Below are 23,681 nucleotides of genomic sequence, written 5' to 3'. Positions count from 1 at the left end.
CTCCCGAGGTGAACCGGTCGAGGAGAACGGTGTCACCGACCCGGGGCCCCCGCAAACGCGGCCGGCGTGAGATCGAGGTTTGTCCGGGCACCGATTCACCCACCTCGTACGTCATGCCGACAGGCGATCGCCCCGACCCCGAGGAGGATCGATGAGTCAGGACACGAGCAACGAGGCCGAGGACACCCGGAGCGAGGAGGACCAGCAGGACCCCGACGCCGGGCACGAGGGCGACGCCATCACCATTTCGCTGGGCAACCAGGAGATCGTGATGCGCCAGCGCTACGAGCTGCTCAGCATCATCAACGACATCGGGATCTTCCTGTTCTTCACCATCGGCAGCATCGCCTTCTACTGGCACGAGCTGTTCAACGTCGGGGTGACGTTGTTCGTCATCGGCAGTGTGCAGCTGGGCTTCCGGCCGCTCATCCGCTTCTTCCGCCGCATCCAGCTCCGCAGCCTGACCAAGGGCATGCCGCACGAGGTGGCACGGGACTTCTGACGACCGGTGCGACCCGGGTCACATCGGGTAGGCCACGGTGTCCGAGTTGAGCGAGCAGCCCGGAGGACACGCAGGACCATCCATGGAGGCAGCCATGGCCACCGGAGAGACCGGATTCGACGACGTCACCTTCGACCTCGTCTCCGTGCAGTACCACGCCCTCAAGGCCGGACACGACTACGGCCAGTACGTCCGCGACGCCGAGAACGCCGGCCTGGACGAGGTCGCCGACTTCTTCCGCACCGTGATGAGCCAGGACTCGGAGCGCGCCCACCGGTGCCACGAGTACCTGGCCCAGCTCACCTCGAAGTCCGGCAGCTGACGCACCACGTGAGCGGAGTTCGGTGCTAGAGCACCGAACTCCGCTCACATCCCCCGGCCGGCTCAGCGGCGCGGCGTCTCGTCGTCCAGCTCGTGGTGGCGGACGGCCGCGCGGCGGTCGAGCGTGGTGAGCAGGCGCTGCCACCACGGCTGCTCGGGCAGCGTGTGCCCGGGCTGCGGCGGGTCGTCGCCCGGCGCCGGGAGCAGCCGGTCGAGCAGGGTCAGCGCCCGCTGCGTGAGCCCCGGTGCGAGCCCGTGCACGCGCAGCCCGACCTTCGCCGCCGGGGTCAGCACGACCTCCGGGCGCCCGGCCAGCCCGCCCGCGACGATCCGGCGGGCGGCGGCGCCGGCGTCCATCGACAGCAGCGGCAGGGACGCCAGCGCGGTGAACCACCGCAGCTCGGCCTCCCGGTCGCCGCCGACGAGCGCGTTGCGCGTCGACCCGGTGCGCATCAGCCCGGGCACCACCGTCGTCACCGTCACCCCGTCGCGCCCGGCCTCCGTGCGCAGCGCCTCGGCGAAGCCGACCGTCGCGAACTTCGCCGCGGTGTAGGGCAGCAGGCGCGGGGTCGGGACCTTGCCGCCGATCGACGTGATCACCACGACGTGCCCGCCCCCGCCGCGGCGCAGCACCGGTATCGCCGCCAGCACCGGGTAGACCGCGCTCCAGAAGATCGCGTCGTGCGCGTCGGCGAGATCCTGCGCGTCCAGCGCCCGCAGCGGGGCGACCTGGATGATCCCGGCGTTGGCCACCACGACGTCGAGCCGGCCGAACGAGCGGTCCGCGGCCTCGACCACCGACTCCGCGGCGGGCCGGGACGCGAGGTCCGCGGGCAGCGTCACCACCCGCGCGCCGGTCGCCTCCAGGTCGCCGCGGGCCGCCTCGAGCCCCTCGGGCGAGCGCGCGACGACCGCGAGGTCATGCCCGCGGCGTCCGAGCTCCCGCGCGACGAGGAAGCCGAGACCCCGGCTCGCGCCCAGGACGAGGGCCACCGGACGTTTCCGGTCGCCGGGGCCCGTGGCAGCCCCCGGCCCGTGACTACCCAGGAGACCGACGTCATCGTGCTCGGTGCCGGACCGGCCGGCGAGAACGTCGCCGACCGCGTCGCGCGCGCCGGGCTGTCCGTGGCCATCGTCGAGGCGGAACGTGCCGGGGGCGAGTGCTCCTACTGGGCGTGCATGCCCAGCAAGGCCCTGCTGCGTCCGGTCGAGGTCCGGGCCGCGGCCGAGCGGATGCCGGGGGTCGCGTAGACCCTCGACGGACCGGTCGACGCGGGCGCGGTCCTCGACCGCCGTGATGCGTTCACCGAGCACTTCGACGACTCCTCCCAGGCGGACTGGATCGGCAGCACCGGCGCCCTGCTGGTGCGGGGCCGGGGACGCCTCGTCGGCGAACGGCGCGTGGAGGTGGACCACACCGACGGCACGACCACTGCGCTCGCGGCTACCCGCGCGGTCGTCGTGGCTACCGGGAGCGCGCCGACGCTGCCGCCGGTGGAGGGCATCGGCGACGTCGGCGCCTGGACCAACCGCGAGGCGACCTCCGCGCCGCGGGTCCCGGGCTCGATGATCGTCCTCGGCGGCGGCGCCGTCGGCTGCGAGCTCGCGACCGCGTGGCAGCGCCTCGGCTCCGCGGTGACGCTCGTGCAGCACGGCGAGCGCCTGCTGCCCACGATGGAGCCGGCCGCCGGCGAGCGGGTCCTCGCCGCGCTGCGCGACGACCACGTCGACGTGCGGCTCGGCACCTCGGTGCGCGCCGTGCGCCGCGACGGGTCGACCGTGCACGCCGACCTCGACGACGGCACCGCCGTCGAGGCCGACGAGTTCGTGGTCGCGGCCGGACGGCGACCGGGCACCACGGGCCTCGGGCTGGAGACGGTCGGGCTCGGCGACGGCGACGTGCTCGCCGTCGACGACACCACCCTGGTCACCGGCGTCGAGGGCGAGTGGCTGCACGCCGTCGGCGACTGCACCGACCGCGCGAAGCTCACGCACATGGGCAAGTACCAGGCCCGGGCCTGCGCCGACGTCCTCGTCGCGCGCTCCAAGGGCGAGACCGAGGAGCTCGACCGGCCCTACGCGAAGACCGCCACCACCGCCGAGCGCACCGCGGTCACCCAGGTCGTGTTCACCGACCCCCAGGTCGCGTCGGTGGGGCTCACCGAGGCGGCCGCGCGCGACGCCGGCCTGACCGTCGACGTCGTCAGCTACGACATCGGCGCCACCGCCGGCGGGGCGCTGCAGGCCGACGGCTACTCGGGGCTCGCGACGATCGTCGTCGACCGGGAGCGGCGGGTGGTCGTCGGCGCGACGCTGGTCGGCCAGGACGTCACCGACATGCTGCACGCGGCGACGGTGATGGTCGTCGGCGAGGTGACCCTCGAGCGGCTGTGGCACGCCGTCCCGTCGTTCCCGACGATGAGCGAGGTGTGGCTGCGGCTCCTCGAGTCGTACGGCCTGTGATGCCCGTCGCGCGGTTGGGCGCGGCCCCCGGCGGTTATGCCCCTGTATCGGGTTGAGCAGATCAGCCCAGTTCCCCGGCGGGGCCGCCCCGCCTCCCCCTCACGCCCGCCGTGGTCGCCCCGCGGCGCGCTGACGCGTCCGCGTGAGACAGCCCCCACGAGCAGAGGAGCTCCTTTGAGCACGCGCAACACCGTTCTCCACGCCATGCACGACGTCGGTCTCGCCGCCTGGTTCGGCGGCTCCCTGTTCGGTCTCGCGGGCCTCAACGCCGCGGCCGAGGAAGCCGGTGACCGTCGCACCGCCGACCGCGTGTCGAGCATCGGCTGGGCCAAGTGGAGCCCGGTCAACGCCCTCGCGATCGGCGCCCACGTCGTCGGTGGCGCCGGGCTGCTCGCCGAGAACCGCAAGCGCGCCGTGGCCCAGAAGGGCCACGCCGGCACCGTCAACGCCAAGCTCGCGCTGACCGCCGCCGCGATCGCCGCCTCGGCCTACACCCGCCTCGTCGGCAAGAAGGTCGAGGACGCGGTGGTCCACCAGGCGGGCGGCGTCTCGTCGTCGACCACCTCGCCGGTGCCGTCGGGCACCGCCAAGCAGGGTGGCGACAGCAGCCTCGGCGAGTCCGTCCGCGAGGCCGACAAGCGCGTCGGGCAGACCGTCAGCGCCGCGGCCGAGCAGCTGCCGGTGGACGCGGCCCGCGCCAACCGCCAGCTCCACGCCCTCCAGTACGCGGTCCCGGCGCTGACCGGTGCGCTCGTCGTGCTCTCGGCGCAGGCCAGCGAGCAGCAGCGCCCGGGCGACCAGCTCCGCGGCTTCGCCCGCCGCGCCGGCGAGGTCGTCAGCAACATCGCGGCCTGACCTCCCCCGCGCCCCCACCGGCCGGTACCGCTCCTGCGGTGCCGGCCGATGGCGTGTCCGCGGTGCGTGTCTCAGCCCGGTCGCACGACCGCCTTGATGGCGTCCGGGTCGCGGCGCGCGGCGAGCAGCGCGTCGACCGCGCCGTCGAGGTCGTGGTGCGAGGTGACCATCTCGTCGAGCCGCACCGCCCCGGACGCCGCCATCGCGATCGCGGCCGGGTAGACGTGCGCGTAGCGGAACGTCCCCTTCACCACGAGCTCGCGGCCCTGGACGACGTCGAGCGGCAGCGTCACCTGCGCCCCGGTGCCGACGAGGACGACCGTCGCGGCGGGCGCCGTGGCGGCGATCGCCAGGTCGACCGCGGCCTGGACGCCGGTGCACTCGAGGACGACGTCGGCCGGCTCGATCTCCGTGTCGCCGGCCCCCGGGTCCACGACCGCGTCCGCCCCGAAGCGCAGCGCCACCTCGCGGCGCCGGGCCACCGGGTCCGACAGCGTCACCCGCGCCGCGCCCCGGGCCCGGGCGACCTGCAGGCACAGCAGCCCGACCGGCCCGCCGCCGCTGACGAACACGCGCGTGCCCGGGCCGATGTCGGCCTTGCCCGCCGCGTGCACCGCCACCGCGAGCGGCTCGATCATCGCCGCGGCGTCGTCGGAGAGCGCGTCCGGCACGGGGTGGGCGCGCCCGGCGGGCACCGTCACGTACTGCGCGAACGACCCGTCCACCGGCGGCGTCGCGAAGAACGAGATCCACGGGCACAGGTGGTAGCGGCCCTGCACGCACTGGTCGCAGCGCCCGCAGTTGCGCTGCGGCTCGACCGCGACGCGCGTACCCACCGCCGGGGTCTCGACGCCCTCGCCGACCGCGCTGACCACCCCGGACGTCTCGTGCCCGAGCACCAGCGGGCCGTGCATGACGAAGCCGCCGATGCGCCCGTGGTCGTAGTAGTGCACGTCGGAGCCGCAGACGCTGACCGCCCGCACCGCGACCTGCACGTCGCCGGGTCCGGGCGTCGGCACCGGCCGCGTCTCGACGGTCATGTGCTCGGGCTCCCGGAGCACGGCCACCCGCTGTTCGGCGCTCACGGCGCCCTCCCTCCGCGCTACGTCACTGCCGACCGGATCCTCCGCGCCGGGGTGAAGATGCGCAGGTCGAGCATCCCCGGCGGGTCGGCGATCCCGGGGCCGCCTGCCGCGATCCAGGCGGTCAGCTCGTCCTCGGTGTCGGCGTCGAGCACCCCGAACAGCCACACCGGCCGCGCCCCGGCGGCCCGCCCGGCCCTCGAGGGCGAGACGACCACGACGTTCGAGTAGGCGCACGCGTCGAGGCAGTCGCTGACGCGCACCGGCGCCGCCGCCCGGAAGCGAGCGAGCTGGGCGGCGTGGTCGACGCCGGGGTGCTTGCGGGTGGTGCCGCAGCAGCAGTCGCGGCAGACGGTGAGGGTGGGTCCTTTCCCCGCGGTGCTCATCGCCCCCGACGCTATCCCGCGCCGATCACCGCCACACCGAGGTGAGACAGGCGAGACGCCCGCCGGCGGTGCCCGCCTGGCCGTGGGCCGTCGCCGTCATCTCCTTCTCGTGCACGACCACCGACGCCGGCGCCCGGTCGGTGAACCCGAACGGCACGGTCGTCGTCGCCGTCCCCGCGCCTATGGCGTCGGTGCGCAGGTCGAGCCAGATCTCGTTGCGCGGGTTGGCGTAGGCCGGGTCGGACGAGGGCTTCTCCGGCGTCGCCGCCGGGTCGATGCGGTCCTGGTAGTGGGGGCCGGCGTCGGCGCCGGTCGCGCCGCACGGGCGGACGTGCGCGTGCACGGCGTAGCCGCGGTCGGGGACCATGCCCTCGACGCGGAACGTCGCCGTGGTCGCGCCGCGGTGGGCCGTCACCTCGAGCGCGAGCCGGGCGCCCTCGGGCGCGGCCGCCGGGTCGTAGGTCACCGCCGGGCCGGACGGGGCGAGCACGCCCTGGGTGACCAGCGGACTGGCGGCGGCCGCGGGCGGACCGGCGCAGGAGGCCGCGAGGGCGGCCCCGCCGAGGAGGAGCGCGAGACGGACGAACGGGCGCGGCACGGGCGAATCCTGGCAGTCCGGGGACGTTCGGTCGTCGATCGACGACGCGGCGTGTCGTCCCGTTCGGGTTACCGTGGACCGGCCGAGCCGAGGGGGATGCGCACCGATGAGCACCGCCGCCGCACCGTCCACCGCCGTCGTGACCGAGCTGGTCGCGGCCCTGCCCGCCGGGCGGGTGATCGACGACCCGGACGTGCTGGCGAGCTACGCCCACGACGACGCCGAGTGGGCGCCGCACGCCCTGCCGCTGGCCGTGGTGCGCCCCCGCACGGCGGCGGAGGTCCAGGGCGTGGTGCGCGCCTGCCTCGAGCACCGGACCCCCGTCGTGCCGCGCGGGGCGGGCACCGGCCTGTCGGGCGGGGCGAACGCGACCCCGGGCAGCGTCGTCCTGTCCACCGAGCACATGACCGAGGTGCTCGAGATCGACGGCGCCGAGCGGCTCGCGGTGGTGCAGCCCGGGGTGGTCAACGACGACCTGCGCGCGGTCTGTGCCGAGCAGGGCCTGTGGTACCCGCCGGACCCCGCGAGCTCGCCCTGGTCGACGATCGGCGGCAACGTCGCCACCAACGCCGGCGGGGTGTGCTGCGTCAAGTACGGCGTCACCCGCGACTACGTGCTCGGGATGCAGGTCGTCAACGGGCTCGGCGAGCTGGTGCGGCTCGGCCGGCGCACCGCCAAGGGCGTCGCCGGGCTCGACCTGGCGGGGCTGATGGTCGGCTCCGAGGGCACGCTCGGCGTGATCACCGAGGTGACCGTGAAGCTGCGGCCCGCCCGCGCGCCCGAGCACACGGTGGCCGGGTATTTCGACTCCGTCGTCGACGCGGGGCGCGCCGTCGCCGCGATCACGGCCGCCGGGCTCACGCCCTCCGCGCTCGAGCTCGTCGACCGCACGTGCCTCGAGGCCGTCGACGCCTGGAAGAACATGGGGCTCGCCGCGGAGGCCGACGTCGTGCTGCTCGGGCGCTCCGACGCGCCGGGGGCGGCCGGGGACGCCGAGGCGGCCGAGATGCTGCGCCACTTCGAGGCGGCGGGGGCGAGCTTCGCCGCGCAGGCCGCCGACGCCGAGGAGGCCGAGGCGCTGTTCGCCGCGCGCCGCCTGGCCTACCCGGCGCTGGAGCGGCTCGGGCCGGTGCTCACCGAGGACGTGTGCGTGCCGCGGGCCGCGGTGCCCGAGATGCTCGGGCGCATCCAGGAGATCGGCCGGCGCCACGGGACGACGATCGCCAACATCGCCCACGCCGGGGACGGCAACCTGCACCCGCTGCTGATCACGCCGATCGGCGACGAGCCGGCCCGGCGCCGCGCGCAGGAGGCGTTCGAGGAGATCCTCACCGACGCCCTGGCGCTCGGCGGCACGGTCACCGGCGAGCACGGCGTCGGGCTGCTCAAGCGCCACGGTCTCGAGCGCGAGCAGGCGCCCGAGGTGCTGGCGATGCAGCGGGCGGTCAAAGCGGCGCTCGACCCGCACGGGATCCTCAACCCGGGCAAGGTGGTCTGAGCTCGGCTCCCCCGTCGGGAGCGAGGGACTCCCTGGGCGCCTGGCAGGCAGCGAGGGACGCCCTCGCCCGCCGGCCCCGGGGTCGCTGCGCGCGGCCCGCGGCGTGTCGTGCCGACGACGATGTGGCGATCCCGGCGTGAGACGCCAGCAACGCCGCATTGCTGGCACCGGGACTCGCTACGAGCTGCCGGCGGTCGGGGTCGTCGTGGTGGTCGTGCTGGTGGTCGTGCTGGTGCTCGCCGGCGCGTCCGGCGTCTCGGCGCCCCGGCACGGCGCGCCCCAGACGCCGCGCTCGGCGAGCCGGGCACGGTCCTGGGCGGCGCGGATCGGGGGCATGGCGGCCGGGGCGGCGTCGGCGGGGTAGGCGCGGGCGATGCCGGCCTCCGCCGCGAGGACGCCGTAGTCGGCACCGCCGTCGAGGGTGACCGTGGCGAGGCGGCGGTCGAAGCGGTCGGTGGCCGGGCCGGTGGCGCCGACGAGGCGCACGGCGCGGCGGTCGAGCACGCGCGAGGCGAAGGACGTCGCCTGCTCGCCGTAGCAGGCGCCGGGGGGCTGCACGCCGAGCGCGCGCACGCGCACGATCGGGCCGCCGTCGGGCAGGCGGACGTCGAGGGTGACCGCGTCGACAACCCGTTCGACGACGACCCGCTCCCCCTCGGGCGGCGCGTCCAGGCCGGCCAGCGCCGCGGCCGGGTCGGGGGCCGTGACCGGCGCGGGAGCGGTGGTGGGAGCGTTCCCCGTCGCGATCGTCAGCGCGGCGCCCGCCGCGGCGACGGCGACGGCGACACCGAGGACGAGGCGGGCGAGCGCGACGCGGGACACACCCCACATCGTGACTGATCGTGATGTGTAGTCGACGCTCGGTCACCAGGACCGGCGGTCACCCGATCAGGTCGCGACGACCGGGAGACGGCGGGTGCCGAGCACACGACCCGTGTACGGCCGTTGCTCCCCCTCGCCCACGGACAGCCCAGCGTAGCGAGCGGTCATCTCCTCGAGTGCCACGCGCGCCTCGAGGCGGGCCAGCGGGGCGCCGAGGCAGAAGTGGATGCCGTGGCCGAACGCCGTCTGGGCGCCGCCGCCGATGCCGGGGCGCGTGGGGTCGAAGCGCTCGGGGTCGGGGTGCGCGTCGGGGTCGTGGGTGGCCGAGAGCAGCCAGGGCATGACGATCGAGCGCGCCGGCACGGTGACGCCCGCGATCTCGACGTCGCGCGTGGTGGCGCGGGCGGTCATCGGGAACGGCGGGCGCAGCCGCAGCACCTCCTCGACGGTCGCCGGGATCGTCGCCGGGTCGGCGCGCAGCGCCTCCCACGCGCCGGGGTGGGCGTCGAGCACCCGCACCGCGTTGCCCAGCAGCAGCGTCGTCGTGATGTGCCCGGCGAACAGCAGCAGCATCGAGAAGTTGGCGGCCTCCTCGTCGTCGAGCACCCGCCCGTCGACCTCGGTGGTGACCAGCGCCGAGATGAGGTCGTCGGCCGGCTCGGCGCGCCGGGCGCGGCACCAGCCGCCGAGGTAGCCGGTGATCTCCCCGATCGCGTCGCGGATCGCCGGGTCGTCGACCGCCTCCTTCGGGTCGTCGACCTGCATCGAGAACAGGCCGTCGGCCCACGCCCGGAAGCGCCCGCGGTCGGCGGCGGGCAGCCCGAGCATCTCGGCGATGACGGTGACGGGCAGCGGGAACGCGAGCGTGTCCACGAGGTCGAACGCCGCCGGCGGGTCGGGCAGCATCGCGCGGGTCAGCTCCCGGATGCGCGGCTCGAGCCCGGCGACCCGCTTCGGGGTGAACGACCGGCTGACGAGGTGGCGCAGCGCCCCGTGCTCCGGCGGGTCGAGCCGGGTGAGCATGCCCTTGCTCATCTGCTGGGCCTGCGGAATCACCGCCGAGAAGTCGGAGCTGAACGTGGCGGTGTCGCGCAGCACGAGCTCGACGTCGGCGGCGCGGGTCACGTGGTGCATGCCGAAGCGGTCGCGCCACACCGGCGCGTCGGTGCGCAGGCGGGCGAGCCAGTCGAGGACGGCGGGCAGGTCGGCGATGTCGGGCGGGAGGTCGCGGTCGAGGGTGGTCGTCATGGCTCCTCCGGGAGGGCCGCGGTGAGGTGGTGGAGGGTGCGCTCGCAGAGCGCGGCGAGCTCGGTGGCCGCCGCCGCGAGGGCGGCCGGGTCGGGCGCGCCGGGCGGGGTGAAGCCCGCCCGGACGACGGCGGCGAGGGCGTCGGCCCGGGCCGTCACGTCCATCCCGGCGCCGGCCGGGACGAGGTGGTCGAGGAAGAAGCCGATGCAGGCGGCGCTCAGCCGGTACGGCAGGTCGGGCGTCGTCGCCGGGTCGTCGGCGAGCAGGCCGTGCCGGTGGAGCAGCGCGAAGTGCTCGCGGGCGAACTCGGTCTTGTCGGTGACGATCTCGAGGCCGGTCTTGCTGTCGGTCGCGATCGCGCCGAGCAGCTCGACGTCGCCAGCGAAGAGCGCCCGGGTCAGCGGCCGGCGCTGCACCGCGAGGAACGACGTGCGCATCGTCGCGTCGAGCGCGGCCTGCGCGGGGTCGGCCCGCAGGGCGGCGAGCAGGTCCTCGGTGACCCCGAGCGAGTCGCGCACCAGCACCCCGGCGAAGAGCTCGAGCTTGCTCGCGAAGTGCAGGTACACGGTGCCCTTGCCGACGCCGGCCCGGCGGGCGACGTCGTCGACGGTGACGCGCCGGTAGGAGTGGGCGAGCAGGAGGTCCCCCGCCGCGTCCAGCATCTGCGCCACCCGGCCCACCGACGTCCTCCCTCGACCTGTGACCGGATTCCTCTTCCGGTCACGGGTCACGCTAGACCCGCGGACGGCGCGGCGACAGCCCTCGCGCCGTGATCGTCGAGAGGGCAGGCTCTGCGCCCATGACGAGGACGGTGCGGTTCTCCGAGCTCGGCGAGCCCGACGTGCTGCAGCTCGCCGACGAGCCCGACCCGGTGCCCGGGCCCGGCGAGGTGGCGGTGGACGTCGCGGCCATCGGGCTCAACCGGGCGGAGTCGATGTTCCGCCGCGGCACCTACATCGAGGAGACCCGGCTCCCGGCGCGGCTCGGCTACGAGTGCTCGGGCACCGTCGCCGCGCTCGGCGAGGGCGTCACGCAGTGGTCGGTCGGCGACCGCGTCAGCGTCGTCCCGGCGTTCTCGATGAACGACTACGGCGTCTACGCCGATCGGGCCGTCGTCCCGGCCCGGGCGGTCGTGCCGCTGCCCGACGCGACGAGCTGGGTGGACGGCGCCGCGGTGTGGATGCCGTTCCTCGTCGCCTACGGCGGGCTCGTCGAGACCGGCGGGCTGCGCGCCGGCGACCACGTCCTCGTCACGGCGGCGACCTCGAGCGTCGGGCTGGCCTCGCTCGCCGTCGCCCGGCGCGTCGGCGCGGTCCCGATCGCCACCAGCCGGTCGAGCAGCAAGGCCGCGGCGCTGGAGCAGGCGGGCGCCGCGCACGTCGTCGCGACCGGCGAGGAGGACCTCGTCGAGCGCGTCCTGGAGATCACCGACGGGCGCGGCTGCGAGCACGTCTTCGACGCCGTCGCCGGGCCCGGCGTCGCCGACCTGGCCCGCGCCACCGCGCCGGGAGGCATCCTGACCATCCACGGGCTGCTCTCGGGGCAGCCGACGCCGTTCCCGGCCGAGACGTTGCCCGATCTGTGGATGCGGGCCTATACGTTGTTCGCGATGACACACGACGCACAGCGGCTGCGCCGCGCGGGCGCCTTCGTGGGCGCGGGCCTGCGCGACGGCGCCTTCACCCCGCAGGTGGACCGGGTGTTCGAGGGCCTCGACCAGGTGGTCGACGCCCACCGTCACCTCGAGTCGAACACCCAGGTCGGCAAGATCGTCCTGCTCCCGGGGGGTGCGCGGTGAGCGGCGAGGAGATCCCCGAGGCCGTCATCCGGTGGTTCCGGGCGAATGTCGACGAGGTCGAGGGCGCCCTGGACTTCACGCGCATCGCGGGCGGGCGCTCCAACCTGACGTTCCGGGTCACCGACGAGGGCGGGCACGCGTGGGCGCTGCGCCGCCCGCCGCTGGGCGGTGTCCTCGAGACCGCCCACGACATGGGCCGCGAGTGGCGGTTCCTCTCGGCGCTCAACCCCACCGAGGTGCCGGTCCCCACGCCGCGCGCGTTCTGCGACGACCACGACGTGTGGGGCGCCGACCTCTACGTCATGGACTTCGCGCCCGGGAAGGTCCTCAACGACCGCGAGTCCGGCGAGCAGGTGCCCGAGGCAGCACGCACGAACGTCGGCACCTCGACGATCGACGTGCTCGCCGCGCTGCACCACGTCGAGCCGTCCGCGGTCGGGCTCGACGACCTGTCGCGCCCCGGCAACTTCGTGGCCCGCCAGCTCAAGCGCTGGCACCGGCAGGCGCACTCGTCGGCGATGGAGGACCTGTCGGCCATCGACGCCACCCACGACGCCCTCGCCGCGCGGATCCCCGAGGGCGAGGTCGGGATCGTGCACGGCGACTTCCGGCCCGGGAACATCTCCTACGACGCCGACGGGCATGCGGTGGCCGTCTTCGACTGGGAGCTCGCGACCATCGGCGACCCGCTCTGCGACCTCGGGCACCTGCTCGTGTCGTGGAGCCAGCCGGGCGACACGGTGCCCGAGGCACTGTCCAGCCCCACGCCGGCGGGGGGCTACCCGACGCGCGAGGAGCTCATCGCGCGGTACACGAAGGCGACGGGCACCGGCGACGTCGACATCGCCTACTACCTGGCGTTCGCCCGCTGGCGCGCGGCGTGCATCCACGCCGGCGTGTGGACCCGCTACCGCGCGGGCGACATGGGCGCCGACGCCGACCCGGACGAGGTCACCGGCCCGGAGGCGATCATCCTGCAGGCCGAGACGGCGCTGGCGGACCTGGAGCGCTGACCCGGGCGATCTCGGGGCCGGGTGCGCGTCACACCGTGGGGGCGGTCACGGAGCGGGATCGCGGGGGCACGTTCGGGCACCACACTGGTGGCGGGTCCCGCGCCGGCGTCGGCGTGCGGGGACCGCTCCCCCAGCGCCGACCTGCCCGAGGTCCCCATGATCACCGGCGAGTGCCACTACTGCGAGTCCGTGCGCGTGTGGAAGCTCTACCCCCTGCGCCACGAGGACGGATGCCCCACCGGCGGACGACGCCCGCAGCGCCTGAGCCCCGACGACGCCGCGCTCTTCGCCCACCCCGACCTCGCGGACCTCGACCTCGAGATCAGCGCCTGGTACCCGCAGCTGGCGACGGCGCGCTGACCCCCAGCGCGTCGCCCAGCTGCGAGCGCGCCGTGATGCCGAGCTTGCGGTAGACGCTCCCCAGGTGCGTCTCGACCGTCTTCTCCGAGACGAACAGCGCCTGCGCGACCGCCCGGTTCGTCGCCCCGGCCGCGGCAGCGCTCGCCACCCGGCGCTCGGTCGGCGTGAGCGCCTCCGCCCCCGACGTCCGGGTCCGCCGGGGCCGCGCGCCGGTGGCGACGAGCTCGTCCTGCGCCGCCCGCGCGATGGCGGTCGCGCCGCGCTCGGACGCGGTGTCCAGAGCCCGGCGCAGCACGTCCCGCGCCTCGGTGCGGCTCCCCGCGCGGTGCAGCGCCCGCCCGAGCGCGAGCAGGTCCCGGGCCCGCTCCAGCGGCGCGTCCGCCGCGACGTCCACGGCCCGGCGCAGCAGGGCGAGCCCCTCGCCGCGCGGGGCCACCTCTCCGGCGACGCGCAACGCCTCGGCCAGCGGGAGCGGCGCACCCCACGCCTCGGCCGCCGCGACCGCCTCGGCGGCCAGCGCGCGCGCCGCCGGCGCCCGGTCCTGGGCGTAGAGGGCCAGCGCGAGGGGCGGACGCCACCGGGACACCGCACCACCGCGAGCACCGGTGGCCGCCTGGAGCCGCTCGCACTCGCGCAGGTCGCGCTCGGCCTCGTCGGGGCGTTCCTGGGCGAGGCGCAGGCGGGCACGGGCGCGCAGGGCGTACGAGGCCGACGAGGCGGGCCCGCCGACCAGCCCCGCGTGCGCCGCCATCAGCTCGTCGGCGGTGTCGAGCTCGCCCGTGTCGAGGAGCGCCTCGACCAGCCAGGAGACGGCGAACCCCCGGGCGAGCACCTGCGAGGGGTCGCGCTCCATCAGCTCGACCGCGAGGCGCGTGTCGGCGAGCGCGGCGGCCAGGTCACCGGTGTAGGTGCACGCGTACCCCCGGAACGCCGACGCCAGCGCGACGCCGCGTACGTCGCCGCCCCGGCGGAGCACGGCGATCACCTCGTCCCACATCGCCACCGCCCGCGCGGGGCGCCCCGCCGTCGTCAGCGTGATCCCGACCGCGGGCAGGCGGGCCATCACGGGCTCCCGCACCAGGTGCCCGCCGGTCAGGGCCGCCTCGGCGAGGGCCAGCGCACGCGCGCTCGACCCCTCGACGATGACCTCCTGGACCGCCAGGGCGGCGAGCAGCACACAGCCGCCCCGGGTGGCGGGCTCCGGATCACGGGTCCGCCGCGCGAGGCGCGCCTCCGCCACCGGCCGCGTGGCGGGGTCCTGGGTCGCGACGGTGACCAGCTCGGCCTCCAGCTCGAGGGCGCGCTCCCCCGCCGCGAGCTCGTCGAGCGCGGCGCCCAGCCGGCGCACCGCCTCGACGCCCCGCCCCGCGTGCAGCAGGACGCGGGCGAGGACGAGCGTGGCCACCGCGCGCGCGTCCACGTCGGTGGCCTCGTCCGCGGCCGCCAGGAGGTGGTCGAGCGCGGCCGGGTCCCCGCCGCGCATCTCCGCGGACCCGAGCTCGAGCAGCAGCGCCGACCGGCCGGGGCCCGCGGGTGGCTCGTCCAGCGCCCGGCGCAGGAGCACCGCCGCGCTCTCGGGCACGCCGCGCGCCGTGGCCCGTCCGGCGGCGGCGCGCAGCGCGGCGACCACGGCGGGGTCCCCGGTCGGGCGGGCGGCGAGGAGGTGCCGCACGAGACCGTCGCCGTCGACCCCCGCCGCGGTGAGGACCTGGACCGCGCGCCGGTGGGCCTCGGCCCACTCGGAGGGCCCGACGCCCGCCTCCACCGCCGAGCGCACGAGCGGGTGCAGGAACGCCAGCCCCGCGGCCCCGCGGCGCGGCGCCAGGACGCGCGCCTCGACGAGGGCGTCGACGACCGCGCCCGCGTCCTCGGACGGGGTGCCGGCGAGCTCGGCGGCGCGGCGCGCGTCGACACCGTCGCCGAGCACCGCCGCGGCACGGGCCAGGGACGCCGCCGCCGGCCCCAGCGCCGCCAGGCGGGCGCGCACCGACCGCTCCACCTCCCGCGGGACCGCCGCGGTGACGCGGTCGACCTCGGTGTCGCGCGGTGTCGTGCCGTCGCGGCGGAGGTCGACGAGCAGCTCCCCCAGCAGGAAGGGGTTGCCGCCGGTCGCGCGGCGGCACGCGTCCTCGAACCCGCCCTCGGGCGTCCCGAGGACGTCGGTGATGAGGGTGCGCGTCCCGGCCGGGGACAGCGGAGCCGGCCGCAGGACCCGGACGCCGGGTTCCCGGGCCACGGCGTCGAGCACCTCGCTGCGGGCGGGGTCGAGGGTGAGCGGGCGCCCCGCGACGAGCAGCGCGACGGGCAGCCCCTCGAGGCGTCGGGCGAGGTAGGCGAGGAACCGCATCGACGGCACGTCGCACCAGTGGACGTCGTCGACGATCAGCAGCAGCGGGCCCTGCGCGGCGCGGTCGACCACCGCCCAGTAGAGGGCGTGGAGCACGGCGAACAGGTCGGCGCCGGCCGTCGGCGGCGCACTCGGCGACAGCACGGCAGCGGCCGCCCCGGACCCCGTCGGCCCCACCACCGGGACGAGCAGCTCGCGGGCGACGCCGAAGGCGAGGTCGCGCTCCAGCTCGGCACCGCGACCGGCGGCCACGGGGAGGCCGCGACCGTGGGCGAGGTCCCGGGCGGCGCGCACGAGCGTGGTCTTGCCGATCCCCGCGTCGCCCTCGACGAGCAGCAGTCCGCCCTCGCCCCGGAGCACGCGGTCCACCAGCTCGCCGGCCGCCGCCAGCTCGTCCTCGCGCTCCAGGACCGCCGTCATCGCCGCCTCTCCTCGGGGGGTTCCTCGGGGGTCGTCCCCGACGCTGCGGGGGCGGCCCTCTCCCTAGCGTCGTGCTGACCGGACGTACCGGACAAGACCTGGGGGGGTCGGCAGATGGGCGACACGGAGGTACCGGATACCGGAACGGCGGCGGTCGGTACGCAGCGTGAGTGGACGACCGCGCTGGGCCAGGTGTCGGGCCTGCTGCTCGCCCTGCGCGAGGAGGAGGTCGAGGGCGGGGTCCCGCTGCCCGTGCCGCTCACGCACGGCATGACGCTGCGCTCGTGGACGGCGGCCACACGGGGGCCGGTGCCGGCCGACTGGGAGGCCCTGGACCTCCTCGGCTGGGCGGCACGCACGCTCGGGCGCTCGCTGTGCCGCCGGCGGGCGGGCGGTGCCCGCGACGTGCTCGCGACCGTGCTGGAGCGCGAGGCCGCGGTGCACGGGTGCGAGCCGGAGGAGCTCGTGGCCCAGGTCGCCCGGGTGCAGGGCGTGCTCACCGCGCCCGACCCGGCCTCCGCCGCCCTCGTCTGGCACGCCCTCTCCGACCACTGACCGAGGAGCACCGAGTGGACTACACGACGATGCGCGGCCTGTTCTTCGCGCCGCCCGACCGGCCTCGCCCGGCCGACCCGCCCGCGCGCCGCGACCCGTCGCCGGCGCGGGCCCTGCGGGACGCGATCGAGGCGGTCGCCTGCCTGTCGATCTGGTCGCCCGAGGCGGCCGAGGGCTACGCGGCCGTCGGGCTCGACGACTACTTCGCCGCCTACGTCCGCGAGCGCACGGCGCCGCTGGGGACGCCGCCGACCGCGGTCGCCGTGCGGGCGCTCGGCGTGTTCGCGCCGGGCCTGGTCGGCCCGCAGTACGAGGCCGGGGTCGCCGCGGCGTCGCTCGCCGACGTCGTCCGGGTCCGCATCGACGCGCCGGGCGCGACCCTGCGCCGCCTGCTCGGCGACATCGACGCGGAGGCCGCGGGCGTGGTCCGCGCCCTGCGCCGGGGCATCGACGCGGCCGACGGCACCGCGCGGCCCCTGTTCACCGGGCTGACGGCCGAGCCCTGGCCGTCCGACCCGCTCGCCGGCCTCGTGCACGCCTGCCACGTGCTGCGGGAGCACCGGGGCGACTCGCACCTCGCGGTGTGCGCGGTCGACGGGCTCGACCCGGTGCAGATGAACGTGCTGACCGAGCTCTGGTGCGGCTACCCGCTGGGCGCCTACACGCCGTCGCGCGGCTGGAGCCCGGAGCAGATCGACGCGGCGGTGGCCGGGCTGCGGGAGCGGGGGCTCCTTGACGGCGACGGGTTCAGCGACGCCGGCCTGCGGCACCGCGCCGACCTCGAGGGGCGGACGGACGCGATGCAGCAGGCCGTGGTGGACGCGATCGGCGACGAGCTGCCGGCGGTCACCAAACAGCTCGGCGAGTGGTCCGACGCGCTGGTCGAGCTCGACGCCGCGCCGCCCGACCCGGCCAAGCGGCTGGCCGGCTGACGAGATCCGACGGAGACATCGATGCAGCTCATGACCTTCGCCCGGCGCAACCTGGTGCTCCGCCACCGCGGGACCCTGCCGGTGATCCTGACGTCTCCTCACGACGGGGGGTCCACCCCGCCCGGCGTCGACCAGCGAACCGCCGAGACGAGCCCCGACGACTGCGACGTCAACACCTCCCGTGATGTGCGGACGCGCGAGATCACCGAGGCCGTCGCGAGACGGATCCTCGAACGCACCGGGCTGTCCCCCTACGTGGTGATCGCCGAGTTCAGCCGGGGAGTCGTCGACGCGAACCGAGCACGGCGATGCGCGTTCGTGGACGACGACGCCGAGAAGTACTACGACGAGTACCACCGGCGCGTCGACGAGTACATCGACCAGATCCTCGAGCAGAACGACGGCCGCGGCTTCATGTTCGACATCCACGGCACCGGGGTCATCGCCGAGGACCCGGCCGACGTCTACCTCGGCACCGCCAACGGCGCGACCCTCCCGTCGTGGTTCGACCGGACCGCGCTGTTCCACCAGCACGGACTCCACGGATTGCTGACGTGGGCCCGCCATCAGACATCGAGCGGCGCGAGCTTCGACGGCTTCCGGGTCTCACCGGCGAAGCCCGCCGATACGGAGACGTCGGCGGTCAACGGCGGCTTCACCGTCCGCCACTACGGCCAACGTCTCGCCGCGGTCCAGGTCGAGGTCGCGCGCCCCGTTCGCGACGATGGCGAGCGGCGCGACTTCCTCATCGAGGATCTGGCCGACGGGATCGTCAACTTCGTGCGGCGGCACGCGCCCTTCTGAGCAGTGCACAGCGGCCGTGGGCTCACCCCTCCGGCTCGGGCTCCGGACCGTCGATCGGTTCCTCGTGCTCCGAGCCGAGCACGGCGCCGGGGACATCGCCGCCCTGCTCGACATGCGGCTCGTAGGGCGGCTCGCCCTCGGTCGGCGGCTGGTCCGCGGTCGCCAGCGGGTCGGTCCGGTCGCTGCGCTCGCCCGCCATCAGTGCGCGCCCTGCAGGGTCGGGGAGCCGGCGGCGACGATCCCGGCGGCGAGCTCGCGCAGCCGGAAGCGCTGCACCTTGCCCGTCGCCGTGCGCGGCACCTCCTCGATGGCGATCACGTGCCGCGGGCGCTTGAACGACGCCAGGCCCTCGCGGCACCACGCCACCAGCGACTCGGGGTCGACCGTGTGGCCCTCGCGCGGCACGACGCACGCGACGGGCACGTCGAGCCCGTCGTCGTCGGGCACCGCGACCACCACGACCTCGGCGACCGACGGGTGCGCGACGAGCCGCTCCTCGACCTCGGCCGGCGTCACCCAGATGCCGCCGACCTTGAGGACGTCGTCCGTGCGGCCCAGGCAGGTGTAGGTGCCGTCGGCGTTGCGGACGTAGGTGTCGCCGGTGCGCAGCCACTCCCCCTCGAACACGAGGCGGTTGGTCGCCGTGCGGCACCAGTAGCCGGTGCAGATCGAGTCGCCGCGCACGTAGAGCGTGCCGGTCTCGCCGTCGGGCACGGGGCGGCCGTCGGTGCCGCGGATCTCCACGTCGTAGCCGGGCACCGGGACGCCCGACGTGCCCGGCACGACCTCGCCGGGCTTGTTCGACAGGTAGATGTGCAGCGCCTCGGTGGACCCGATGCCGTCGAGCACCTCGACGCCGTAGACGTCGCGCATCCCGTGGACCATCCGGGCCGGCAGCGCCTCGCCCGCCGACGCGCCGCGGCGCACGGTCGCGAACGACGCCGGGTCGACCTGCCCCGACTCGGCCGCGGCCAGCAGGGGGCCGTACGAGCTGGGGGTCCCGAAGAACATCGTCACGCGGTGGCGGGCGGCGAGCTCCCCGAGCAGCGCCGGCGTCGGCCGCGACGGCTCGAGCACCGCCGCGGCGCCCACCGACAGCGGGAAGAACATCGAGTTGCCGATGCCGTAGGCGAAGAAGAGCTTGGCCACAGACAGGCACAGGTCGTCGCGCTCGATGCCGAGCACCTGCTGGCCGTAGGTCTCGCACACGAAGCGGATGTCGGCGTGCCGGTGCATCGCCGCCTTGGGCTTGCCCGTCGTCCCCGACGTGTAGAGCCACAGGGCCTGCGACTCGTCCCAGGTGTCGTAGGCGGGTGCCGCCCCGAGCGCGTCACCGGCCGCGAGCATCTCGGCCCACGTCCGCGCGACCACCTCGGCACCGAAGCCGGACGCGTCGTCACCGGTGATGACGACCTCGGCGACGTCGCCGCCACGCTCCCGCGCCGCGAGCACCGCGGCGCGGGCGGTGTCGGCGAACGTCTCCGAGCACAGCAGCAGGCGGCTGCGCGAGTCGGCGACCAGCACCGCGAGCTCCTGCCCGCGCAGCATCGTCGAGACCGGCACGGCGATCGCGCCGAGCCGCATCGTGGCGAGGATGCCGGCGAACAGCTCGATCTCGTCGACCATGCACAGCACGACCCGCTGCTCGGGCTGCACGCCCAGCGCCGCCAGTCCCGCCGCGACCCGCGCGACCTCCGCGTCGAGCTCCGCGTAGGTCAGCGAACGGGACGGGGCCCGCACCGCCTCCCGGTCGCCGTCGCCCGCCGCCAGCCGGCGTCCGACGAGATAGTCCGCGGCATTGAACGACTCCGCCATGCGCTGCCCGTCCTCGTGGTGGTGGTCGGCTCGCCCGATCGTGGCGCGCACCACGGCCGGACGGAAGAGGCGTCAGTTGAAGTGCACGTACTCGAAGTCGACGGGCTTGTCGTTGATGCCGTTGGTCGGCGGGGCGACCCAGCTGGCGATCTTCCCGGGCTCGAGGACGGGGTGCATGAGCCCGCGCACGTGGGTCTTGTCGACCTCCGTGGGCAGCCAGCGCGACTCCTGCGCCTTCCACTCCTCCGCGGAGACCATCTTCCCCTCGGGGGTGATGTGCTGGCCCGCGAACGCGCCCACGTGCCGGTTGAACCCGACGTGGGGCAGCGAGAGGCGCGCGTCGATGCCGTGCTTCTCGAGGATGCGGTTCCAGCGCTTGAGCCCGTTGGAGCAGTCGCCGATGTACTCGCTGCGCAGGTCCTGGTTGAGCGCGAGCAGCGCCGGCACCTCGGTGGACGTGATGCGCCCGTCGCGCACGGCGTCCACCGCGCCCGCGTCGTCGGCGAGCACGTGGTCGTCCTTGCGCCGCTCCTCCTGCCAGCGGCCCTTGAGGCCGGCGGTGAAGTAGTTGGCGGCGTTGGTGGACGACTCGTTGCCGAAGAGGTCCAGCGAGACCGTGTAGTGGAAGTTGATGTACTTCTGGATCATGTCCAGCGGGATCCCGCCGGCCCCGGCGACCTCGTCGGAGTCGTGCTCGTTCATCAGCTGCGCGGTACGGGTGACGACGCGGTCGATGCCGGTGGTGCCCACGAACATGTGGTGGGCCTCCTCCTTGAGCATGAACTCGCAGGTCCGCGACAGCGGGTCGAAGCCCGACTCCTTCAGCGTCCCGAGCTGGTACTTGCCGTCGCGGTCGGTGAAGTACGTGAACATGAAGAACGACAGCCAGTCGGGGGTCTCCTCGTTGAAGGCCCCGAGGATGCGCGGCGAGTCGTCCGAGCCGGAGTTGCGCGCCAGCAGCTGGTCGGCCTCCTCGCGGCCCGCGCGCCCGAAGTAGGCGTGCAGCAGGTAGACCATCGCCCAGAGGTGACGGCCCTCCTCGACGTTGACCTGGAACAGGTTGCGCATGTCGTAGAGCGACGGTGCCGTGGCGCCCAGGAAGCGCTGCTGCTCGACCGACGCCGGCTCGGTGTCGCCCTGGATGACGATGAGGCGCTGCAGGTCGGCGCGGTACTCGCCGGGCACCTCCTGCCACACCGGCTCGCCCTTGTGCTCGCCGAACGCGATCTTGCGGTCCGGGTCGTGCTCGGAGAGGAAGACGCCCCAGCGGTACTCGTTCATCGGGACGTGGTCGAAGTGCGCCCAGCCCTCGCGGCCGACGTCGACGGCCGTGCGCAGGTAGACGTCCTTGGTGTCGACGGCGGGGCCCATGTCGCCCCACCAGTCCAGGAAGTTGGGCTGCCAGCGCTCGAGGGCGCGCTGGAGCTTGCGGTCGGACGCGAGGTCGACGTTGTTCGGGATCTTCGCGTCGAAGTCGATCTTGGGGCGGGCGGAGGTCATGGCGTCGTCACACTCGCTTCTGGTCGAAGTCGGCCTTGCGTCCGGTGCCGTAGCGGCGCAGCGCGCCCTCGGCCCCCGAGGCGTTCGGGCGGATGAAGATCCAGTTCTGCCAGGCGGTCAGGCGCCCGAAGATCCGCGTCTCCATGGTCTCCGGGCCGACGAACCGGTGGTTCGCCTCCATGCCGGTCAGCGCGTCCGGGCTCAGGGAGGCGCGCTCCTCCAGGAGGATGCGGATCTCGTCCTCCCAGTCGATGTCGTCCGGCGCGTCGGTGACCAGCCCGGCCTCCTCGGCCTGCGCGCCGGTCATCCGCTCGTGGGTGCGCCCGTGCAGCTCGGTGACGGTGTCGTCGTCGCCGTAGAAGCGGGACTGCAGCCGGGTCAGCCCGTTGCCCATGGGGAACGCGCCGAAGTTCGACTCGGTGAGCACGATCTGCGCCGGCTCCTGCTCCTCGTCGGCGTCCTCGAAGATGCCCTCGAGCATGTACTGGCGGTCGCAGGCCAGGGCCAGCTCGAACAGCGCGCCGGCGAAGCAGCTGCCCGGCTCGATGAGGGCGATGAGCGTGCGGCTCGTGACGTCCAGGCGCTTGAGGGTGCGCTTGAAGTAGTGGCGGATCTCGTTGACCAGCCAGTCCGAGCCCGAGTGCTCGGCGATCACGCGCTCGAAGGCCAGCGCACCCTCGATCGACCCCTGGGTGCGGACCAGCCACGTGCCGATCTCGAGCTCGTTGGTGCGCAGCCGCAGGATGAGGTCGTCGAGCTCGCGGGTCATCGCCAGCGGCCAGAAGTCGGCGCCGAGGGCGTGGATGCGGTCGAGCGACTCGGGCACGGTGCCGGGCTCCGGGCCGAGCACCGTGATCGTCGCGGTCCGCGCGTCGCGGTCGAGCTCGCAGCGGACGTTGGGGTACGTGATGGCATCGTCGGTGATCTCGCGGCGCAGGGGCGGGAGGGCGACGCCCTGCGCGTCCGCGGGGCGGTGCGAGCCCTGCGCGGCCTCGGCGGCGCGCGCCCGGACCGTCTCGTCCCACTGCTTGCGCGAGACCGTCTCGTCGACGAGCTTCCACTCGACGGCCTTCGGACCCTGGAAGCCCTCGGACTTGGTGGCGAAGATGTCGGCGCGGTCCTTGCGGACGTGGCGCTTGTCGGTGACGCGGGTCAGCCCGCCGGTGCCGGGCAGGACGCCGAGCAGCGGGACCTCGGGCAGCGCCACCGCGCTGGAGCGGTCGTTGACCAGCAGGATCTTCTCGCAGGCCAGAGCCATCTCGTAGCCGCCGCCCGCGGCGGTCCCGTTGAGCGCCGCCACCCAGGTCTGGCCCGAGTGGGCCGTCATGTCCTCGATGCCGTTGCGCGTCTCGTTGGTGAACTTGCAGAAGTTCACCTTCCACGGGTGGCTGGACTGGGCCAGCATCCGGATGTTCGCTCCGGCGCAGAAGTTGGACTCCTTGCCACTGGTCAGCACCACGCTGCGCACCTCGGGGTGCTCGAAGCGCAGGCGCTGGGTGAGGTCGTAGAGCTCGATGTCGACGCCCAGGTCGTACGAGTTGAGCTTGAGCTCGTACCCGGGGACGAGCCCGCCGTCCTCGGCGACGTCGAGGTAGACCCAGGCCGTCTCCCCGTCGACCTCGAACCGCCAGTGGCGGTACTGCGCGGGGTCGGTGTCGAAGTCGACCTGTGGAACGGTTTCCGGCGCCGGGGCTTGCCCGGCGGTGGGCGCATCCTCGAGAACGGTCACGGTGGTGGTCCCTCCTTGTCGTGCGGGCAACACTCTACGAGAATCCGACGCTGGTGCATAGAGCTGTAGAACTTTGGAGGACACGATGACGTGGCAGTGGATCGCCGAGCAGGACCCGCGCTGGGACCAGGACAAGGCCGCGGCGCTGGGCGACCTGCCGCCGACGCTGTTCGGCCTCGGCCACCCCGAGGTGGGGCGGCCGCTGGGCGACGCGTGGTGGCGCGTCGAGGACGGCGGCGGCTCGCCGATCGGCTACGGCCGGCTCGACGACACGTGGGGCGACGCGGAGATCCTGATCATCGCCGCGCCCGCCGCCCGGGGATCGGGCGTCGGGGTGTTCGTGCTGGAGAACCTGGAGCGCGAGGCCGCGGCGCGCCAGCTCAACTACGTCTACAACGTCGTCCCGACGCGCCACCCGTACGGCGAGTCCGTGCGGTCCTGGCTGACCTCGCGCGGGTTCACGGCGACCGAGGTGGGCGAGCTGCGCAAGAAGGTGGCCTCGGGGGCGGCGCCGGGCGGGGCCTGATCGCCCCTACGCCTCGATCTGGACCATCCAGAGGTGCCCGTCGGGGTCGGCGAGGGTGCTGCTGTAGCCCCAGCCCGGGTCGCCGGGCTCGACCTTCACCGTCGCTC

23 protein-coding genes and 2 pseudogenes are annotated in these 23,681 nt (G+C 74.9%); 12 read left to right on the top strand and 13 right to left on the bottom strand.

Going from position 1 to position 23,681, the window contains the following annotated elements:
- The first annotated feature begins 151 nt into the window (after positions 1-151).
- Together ACFPK1_RS07765 and ACFPK1_RS07760 are read left to right on the top strand one after the other, a co-directional pair.
- Positions 152-502 (top strand): YrhK family protein, encoded by a 351-nt coding sequence (locus ACFPK1_RS07765; RefSeq protein ID WP_378020349.1) that lies wholly within the window; start codon positions 152-154, stop codon positions 500-502.
- A 94-nt stretch (positions 503-596) separates the two neighbouring features.
- Positions 597-824: an acyl carrier protein gene (locus ACFPK1_RS07760; protein WP_378020348.1), complete on the top strand. Its 228-nt coding sequence runs from the start codon at positions 597-599 to the stop codon at positions 822-824.
- Positions 825-886: 62 nt separating this feature from the next.
- On the opposite strand, the gene ACFPK1_RS07755 is transcribed toward ACFPK1_RS07760, so the two are convergent.
- Positions 887-1,816: an SDR family NAD(P)-dependent oxidoreductase gene (locus ACFPK1_RS07755; protein WP_378020347.1), complete on the bottom strand. Its 930-nt coding sequence runs from the start codon at positions 1,814-1,816 to the stop codon at positions 887-889.
- A gap of 42 nt (positions 1,817-1,858) precedes the next feature.
- Here ACFPK1_RS07755 and ACFPK1_RS07750 point away from each other — a divergent pair.
- Together ACFPK1_RS07750 and ACFPK1_RS07745 are read left to right on the top strand one after the other, a co-directional pair.
- A pseudogene (locus ACFPK1_RS07750) lies at positions 1,859-3,286 on the top strand (dihydrolipoyl dehydrogenase family protein).
- A 174-nt stretch (positions 3,287-3,460) separates the two neighbouring features.
- Positions 3,461-4,141 carry a hypothetical protein gene (locus tag ACFPK1_RS07745; RefSeq protein WP_378020346.1) on the top strand — a complete coding sequence of 227 codons (681 nt, stop codon included), beginning with the start codon at positions 3,461-3,463 and terminating at the stop codon, positions 4,139-4,141.
- 71 nt (positions 4,142-4,212) lie between these two features.
- Here the strand turns inward: ACFPK1_RS07745 and ACFPK1_RS07740 are convergent, their stop codons facing one another.
- From ACFPK1_RS07740 to ACFPK1_RS07730, 3 genes are read right to left on the bottom strand one after another with little or no spacing between them, the layout of a single operon-like run.
- A complete protein-coding gene (locus tag ACFPK1_RS07740) occupies positions 4,213-5,226 on the bottom strand; it encodes an NAD(P)-dependent alcohol dehydrogenase (protein ID WP_378020345.1) in 1,014 nt (337 codons plus the stop codon).
- A 17-nt stretch (positions 5,227-5,243) separates the two neighbouring features.
- Positions 5,244-5,609: a hypothetical protein gene (locus ACFPK1_RS07735; RefSeq protein WP_378020344.1), complete on the bottom strand. Its 366-nt coding sequence runs from the start codon at positions 5,607-5,609 to the stop codon at positions 5,244-5,246.
- Positions 5,610-5,634: 25 nt separating this feature from the next.
- Entirely contained in the window at positions 5,635-6,207 is a 573-nt protein-coding gene (locus ACFPK1_RS07730) for a superoxide dismutase (protein ID WP_378020343.1), read from the bottom strand.
- 106 nt (positions 6,208-6,313) lie between these two features.
- Between ACFPK1_RS07730 and ACFPK1_RS07725 the strand changes: the two genes are divergently transcribed.
- A complete protein-coding gene (locus ACFPK1_RS07725) occupies positions 6,314-7,705 on the top strand; it encodes an FAD-binding oxidoreductase (protein WP_378020342.1) in 1,392 nt (463 codons plus the stop codon).
- Between the two features lie 177 nt (positions 7,706-7,882).
- On the opposite strand, the gene ACFPK1_RS07720 is transcribed toward ACFPK1_RS07725, so the two are convergent.
- From ACFPK1_RS07720 to ACFPK1_RS07710, 3 genes are all read right to left on the bottom strand, one after another.
- Entirely contained in the window at positions 7,883-8,527 is a 645-nt protein-coding gene (locus tag ACFPK1_RS07720; RefSeq protein WP_378020341.1) for a thermonuclease family protein, read from the bottom strand.
- Positions 8,528-8,593: 66 nt separating this feature from the next.
- The gene (locus ACFPK1_RS07715; protein WP_378020340.1) at positions 8,594-9,775 is read right to left on the bottom strand and encodes a cytochrome P450; all 1,182 of its coding nucleotides are present in this window, start codon (positions 9,773-9,775) and stop codon (positions 8,594-8,596) included.
- Positions 9,772-10,455, bottom strand: coding sequence for a TetR/AcrR family transcriptional regulator (locus ACFPK1_RS07710; protein WP_378020339.1), 684 nt, complete (start codon positions 10,453-10,455; stop codon positions 9,772-9,774). The genes ACFPK1_RS07715 and ACFPK1_RS07710 overlap by 4 nt, the downstream gene beginning before the upstream one ends.
- A gap of 119 nt (positions 10,456-10,574) precedes the next feature.
- On the opposite strand from ACFPK1_RS07710, the gene ACFPK1_RS07705 reads away from it, so the two are divergent.
- The 3 genes from ACFPK1_RS07705 (at position 10,575) to ACFPK1_RS07695 (ending at position 12,946) form a co-directional block, all read left to right on the top strand.
- On the top strand, positions 10,575-11,573 hold the full coding sequence (locus ACFPK1_RS07705; protein ID WP_378020338.1) for a zinc-dependent alcohol dehydrogenase family protein: 999 nt from the start codon (positions 10,575-10,577) through the stop codon (positions 11,571-11,573).
- Positions 11,570-12,586 (top strand): phosphotransferase family protein, encoded by a 1,017-nt coding sequence (locus tag ACFPK1_RS07700; RefSeq protein ID WP_378020337.1) that lies wholly within the window; start codon positions 11,570-11,572, stop codon positions 12,584-12,586. The genes ACFPK1_RS07705 and ACFPK1_RS07700 overlap by 4 nt, the downstream gene beginning before the upstream one ends.
- A gap of 87 nt (positions 12,587-12,673) precedes the next feature.
- The gene (locus tag ACFPK1_RS07695) at positions 12,674-12,946 is read left to right on the top strand and encodes a hypothetical protein (protein WP_378020336.1); all 273 of its coding nucleotides are present in this window, start codon (positions 12,674-12,676) and stop codon (positions 12,944-12,946) included.
- On the opposite strand, the gene ACFPK1_RS07690 is transcribed toward ACFPK1_RS07695, so the two are convergent.
- Positions 12,909-15,713, bottom strand: coding sequence for an ATP-binding protein (locus ACFPK1_RS07690; protein ID WP_378020335.1), 2,805 nt, complete (start codon positions 15,711-15,713; stop codon positions 12,909-12,911). The genes ACFPK1_RS07695 and ACFPK1_RS07690 overlap by 38 nt on opposite strands.
- Before the next feature lie 114 nt (positions 15,714-15,827).
- Here ACFPK1_RS07690 and ACFPK1_RS07685 point away from each other — a divergent pair, with 114 nt between their 5' ends.
- From ACFPK1_RS07685 to ACFPK1_RS07675, 3 genes are read left to right on the top strand one after another with little or no spacing between them, the layout of a single operon-like run.
- A complete protein-coding gene (locus tag ACFPK1_RS07685) occupies positions 15,828-16,268 on the top strand; it encodes a hypothetical protein (protein WP_378020334.1) in 441 nt (146 codons plus the stop codon).
- 14 nt (positions 16,269-16,282) lie between these two features.
- Entirely contained in the window at positions 16,283-17,200 is a 918-nt protein-coding gene (locus ACFPK1_RS07680; RefSeq protein WP_378020333.1) for an SCO6745 family protein, read from the top strand.
- Between the two features lie 21 nt (positions 17,201-17,221).
- Positions 17,222-18,004: an N-formylglutamate amidohydrolase gene (locus tag ACFPK1_RS07675; protein WP_378020332.1), complete on the top strand. Its 783-nt coding sequence runs from the start codon at positions 17,222-17,224 to the stop codon at positions 18,002-18,004.
- 22 nt (positions 18,005-18,026) lie between these two features.
- Here ACFPK1_RS07675 and ACFPK1_RS07670 read toward each other — a convergent pair whose 3' ends face one another.
- From ACFPK1_RS07670 to boxC, 4 genes are read right to left on the bottom strand one after another with little or no spacing between them, the layout of a single operon-like run.
- On the bottom strand, positions 18,027-18,203 hold the full coding sequence (locus tag ACFPK1_RS07670; protein WP_378020331.1) for a hypothetical protein: 177 nt from the start codon (positions 18,201-18,203) through the stop codon (positions 18,027-18,029).
- A complete protein-coding gene (locus ACFPK1_RS07665) occupies positions 18,203-19,873 on the bottom strand; it encodes a benzoate-CoA ligase family protein (RefSeq protein WP_378020330.1) in 1,671 nt (556 codons plus the stop codon). The genes ACFPK1_RS07670 and ACFPK1_RS07665 overlap by 1 nt, the downstream gene beginning before the upstream one ends.
- Before the next feature lie 18 nt (positions 19,874-19,891).
- Entirely contained in the window at positions 19,892-21,319 is a 1,428-nt protein-coding gene (boxB, locus tag ACFPK1_RS07660; protein ID WP_378020329.1) for a benzoyl-CoA 2,3-epoxidase subunit BoxB, read from the bottom strand.
- 7 nt (positions 21,320-21,326) lie between these two features.
- Positions 21,327-23,048, bottom strand: a complete 1,722-nt coding sequence (gene boxC / locus ACFPK1_RS07655) for a 2,3-epoxybenzoyl-CoA dihydrolase (RefSeq protein WP_378020328.1) — start codon at positions 23,046-23,048, stop codon at positions 21,327-21,329.
- A gap of 85 nt (positions 23,049-23,133) precedes the next feature.
- Between boxC and ACFPK1_RS07650 the strand changes: the two genes are divergently transcribed.
- On the top strand, positions 23,134-23,574 hold the full coding sequence (locus ACFPK1_RS07650; RefSeq protein ID WP_378020327.1) for a GNAT family N-acetyltransferase: 441 nt from the start codon (positions 23,134-23,136) through the stop codon (positions 23,572-23,574).
- Between the two features lie 6 nt (positions 23,575-23,580).
- Here the strand turns inward: ACFPK1_RS07650 and ACFPK1_RS07645 are convergent.
- A pseudogene (locus ACFPK1_RS07645) lies at positions 23,581-23,676 on the bottom strand (hypothetical protein); the annotation flags it as partial.
- Positions 23,677-23,681: the final 5 nt, after the last annotated feature.

The organism is Actinomycetospora rhizophila (assembly GCF_042657905.1).
Lineage (GTDB): Bacteria > Actinomycetota > Actinomycetes > Mycobacteriales > Pseudonocardiaceae > Actinomycetospora > Actinomycetospora rhizophila.
Note: the sequence above shows the minus strand (reverse complement) of the source record. Positions and strands in the feature narration are given on the sequence as shown.

What these genes read in the sequence shown, in the direction of transcription:
- ACFPK1_RS07675 (WP_378020332.1), top strand. Translation starts at nt 17,222, where the DNA reads ATGCAGCTCATGACCTTCGCCCGGCGCAACCTGGTGCTCCGCCACCGC.
- ACFPK1_RS07760 (WP_378020348.1), top strand. Translation starts at nt 597, where the DNA reads ATGGCCACCGGAGAGACCGGATTCGACGACGTCACCTTCGACCTCGTC.
- ACFPK1_RS07705 (WP_378020338.1), top strand. Translation starts at nt 10,575, where the DNA reads ATGACGAGGACGGTGCGGTTCTCCGAGCTCGGCGAGCCCGACGTGCTG.
- ACFPK1_RS07685 (WP_378020334.1), top strand. Translation starts at nt 15,828, where the DNA reads ATGGGCGACACGGAGGTACCGGATACCGGAACGGCGGCGGTCGGTACG.
- ACFPK1_RS07650 (WP_378020327.1), top strand. Translation starts at nt 23,134, where the DNA reads ATGACGTGGCAGTGGATCGCCGAGCAGGACCCGCGCTGGGACCAGGAC.
- ACFPK1_RS07765 (WP_378020349.1), top strand. Translation starts at nt 152, where the DNA reads ATGAGTCAGGACACGAGCAACGAGGCCGAGGACACCCGGAGCGAGGAG.
- ACFPK1_RS07715 (WP_378020340.1), bottom strand. Translation starts at nt 9,775, where the DNA reads ATGACGACCACCCTCGACCGCGACCTCCCGCCCGACATCGCCGACCTG.
- ACFPK1_RS07735 (WP_378020344.1), bottom strand. Translation starts at nt 5,609, where the DNA reads ATGAGCACCGCGGGGAAAGGACCCACCCTCACCGTCTGCCGCGACTGC.
- ACFPK1_RS07670 (WP_378020331.1), bottom strand. Translation starts at nt 18,203, where the DNA reads ATGGCGGGCGAGCGCAGCGACCGGACCGACCCGCTGGCGACCGCGGAC.
- boxB (WP_378020329.1), bottom strand. Translation starts at nt 21,319, where the DNA reads ATGACCTCCGCCCGCCCCAAGATCGACTTCGACGCGAAGATCCCGAAC.
- ACFPK1_RS07725 (WP_378020342.1), top strand. Translation starts at nt 6,314, where the DNA reads ATGAGCACCGCCGCCGCACCGTCCACCGCCGTCGTGACCGAGCTGGTC.
- ACFPK1_RS07690 (WP_378020335.1), bottom strand. Translation starts at nt 15,713, where the DNA reads ATGACGGCGGTCCTGGAGCGCGAGGACGAGCTGGCGGCGGCCGGCGAG.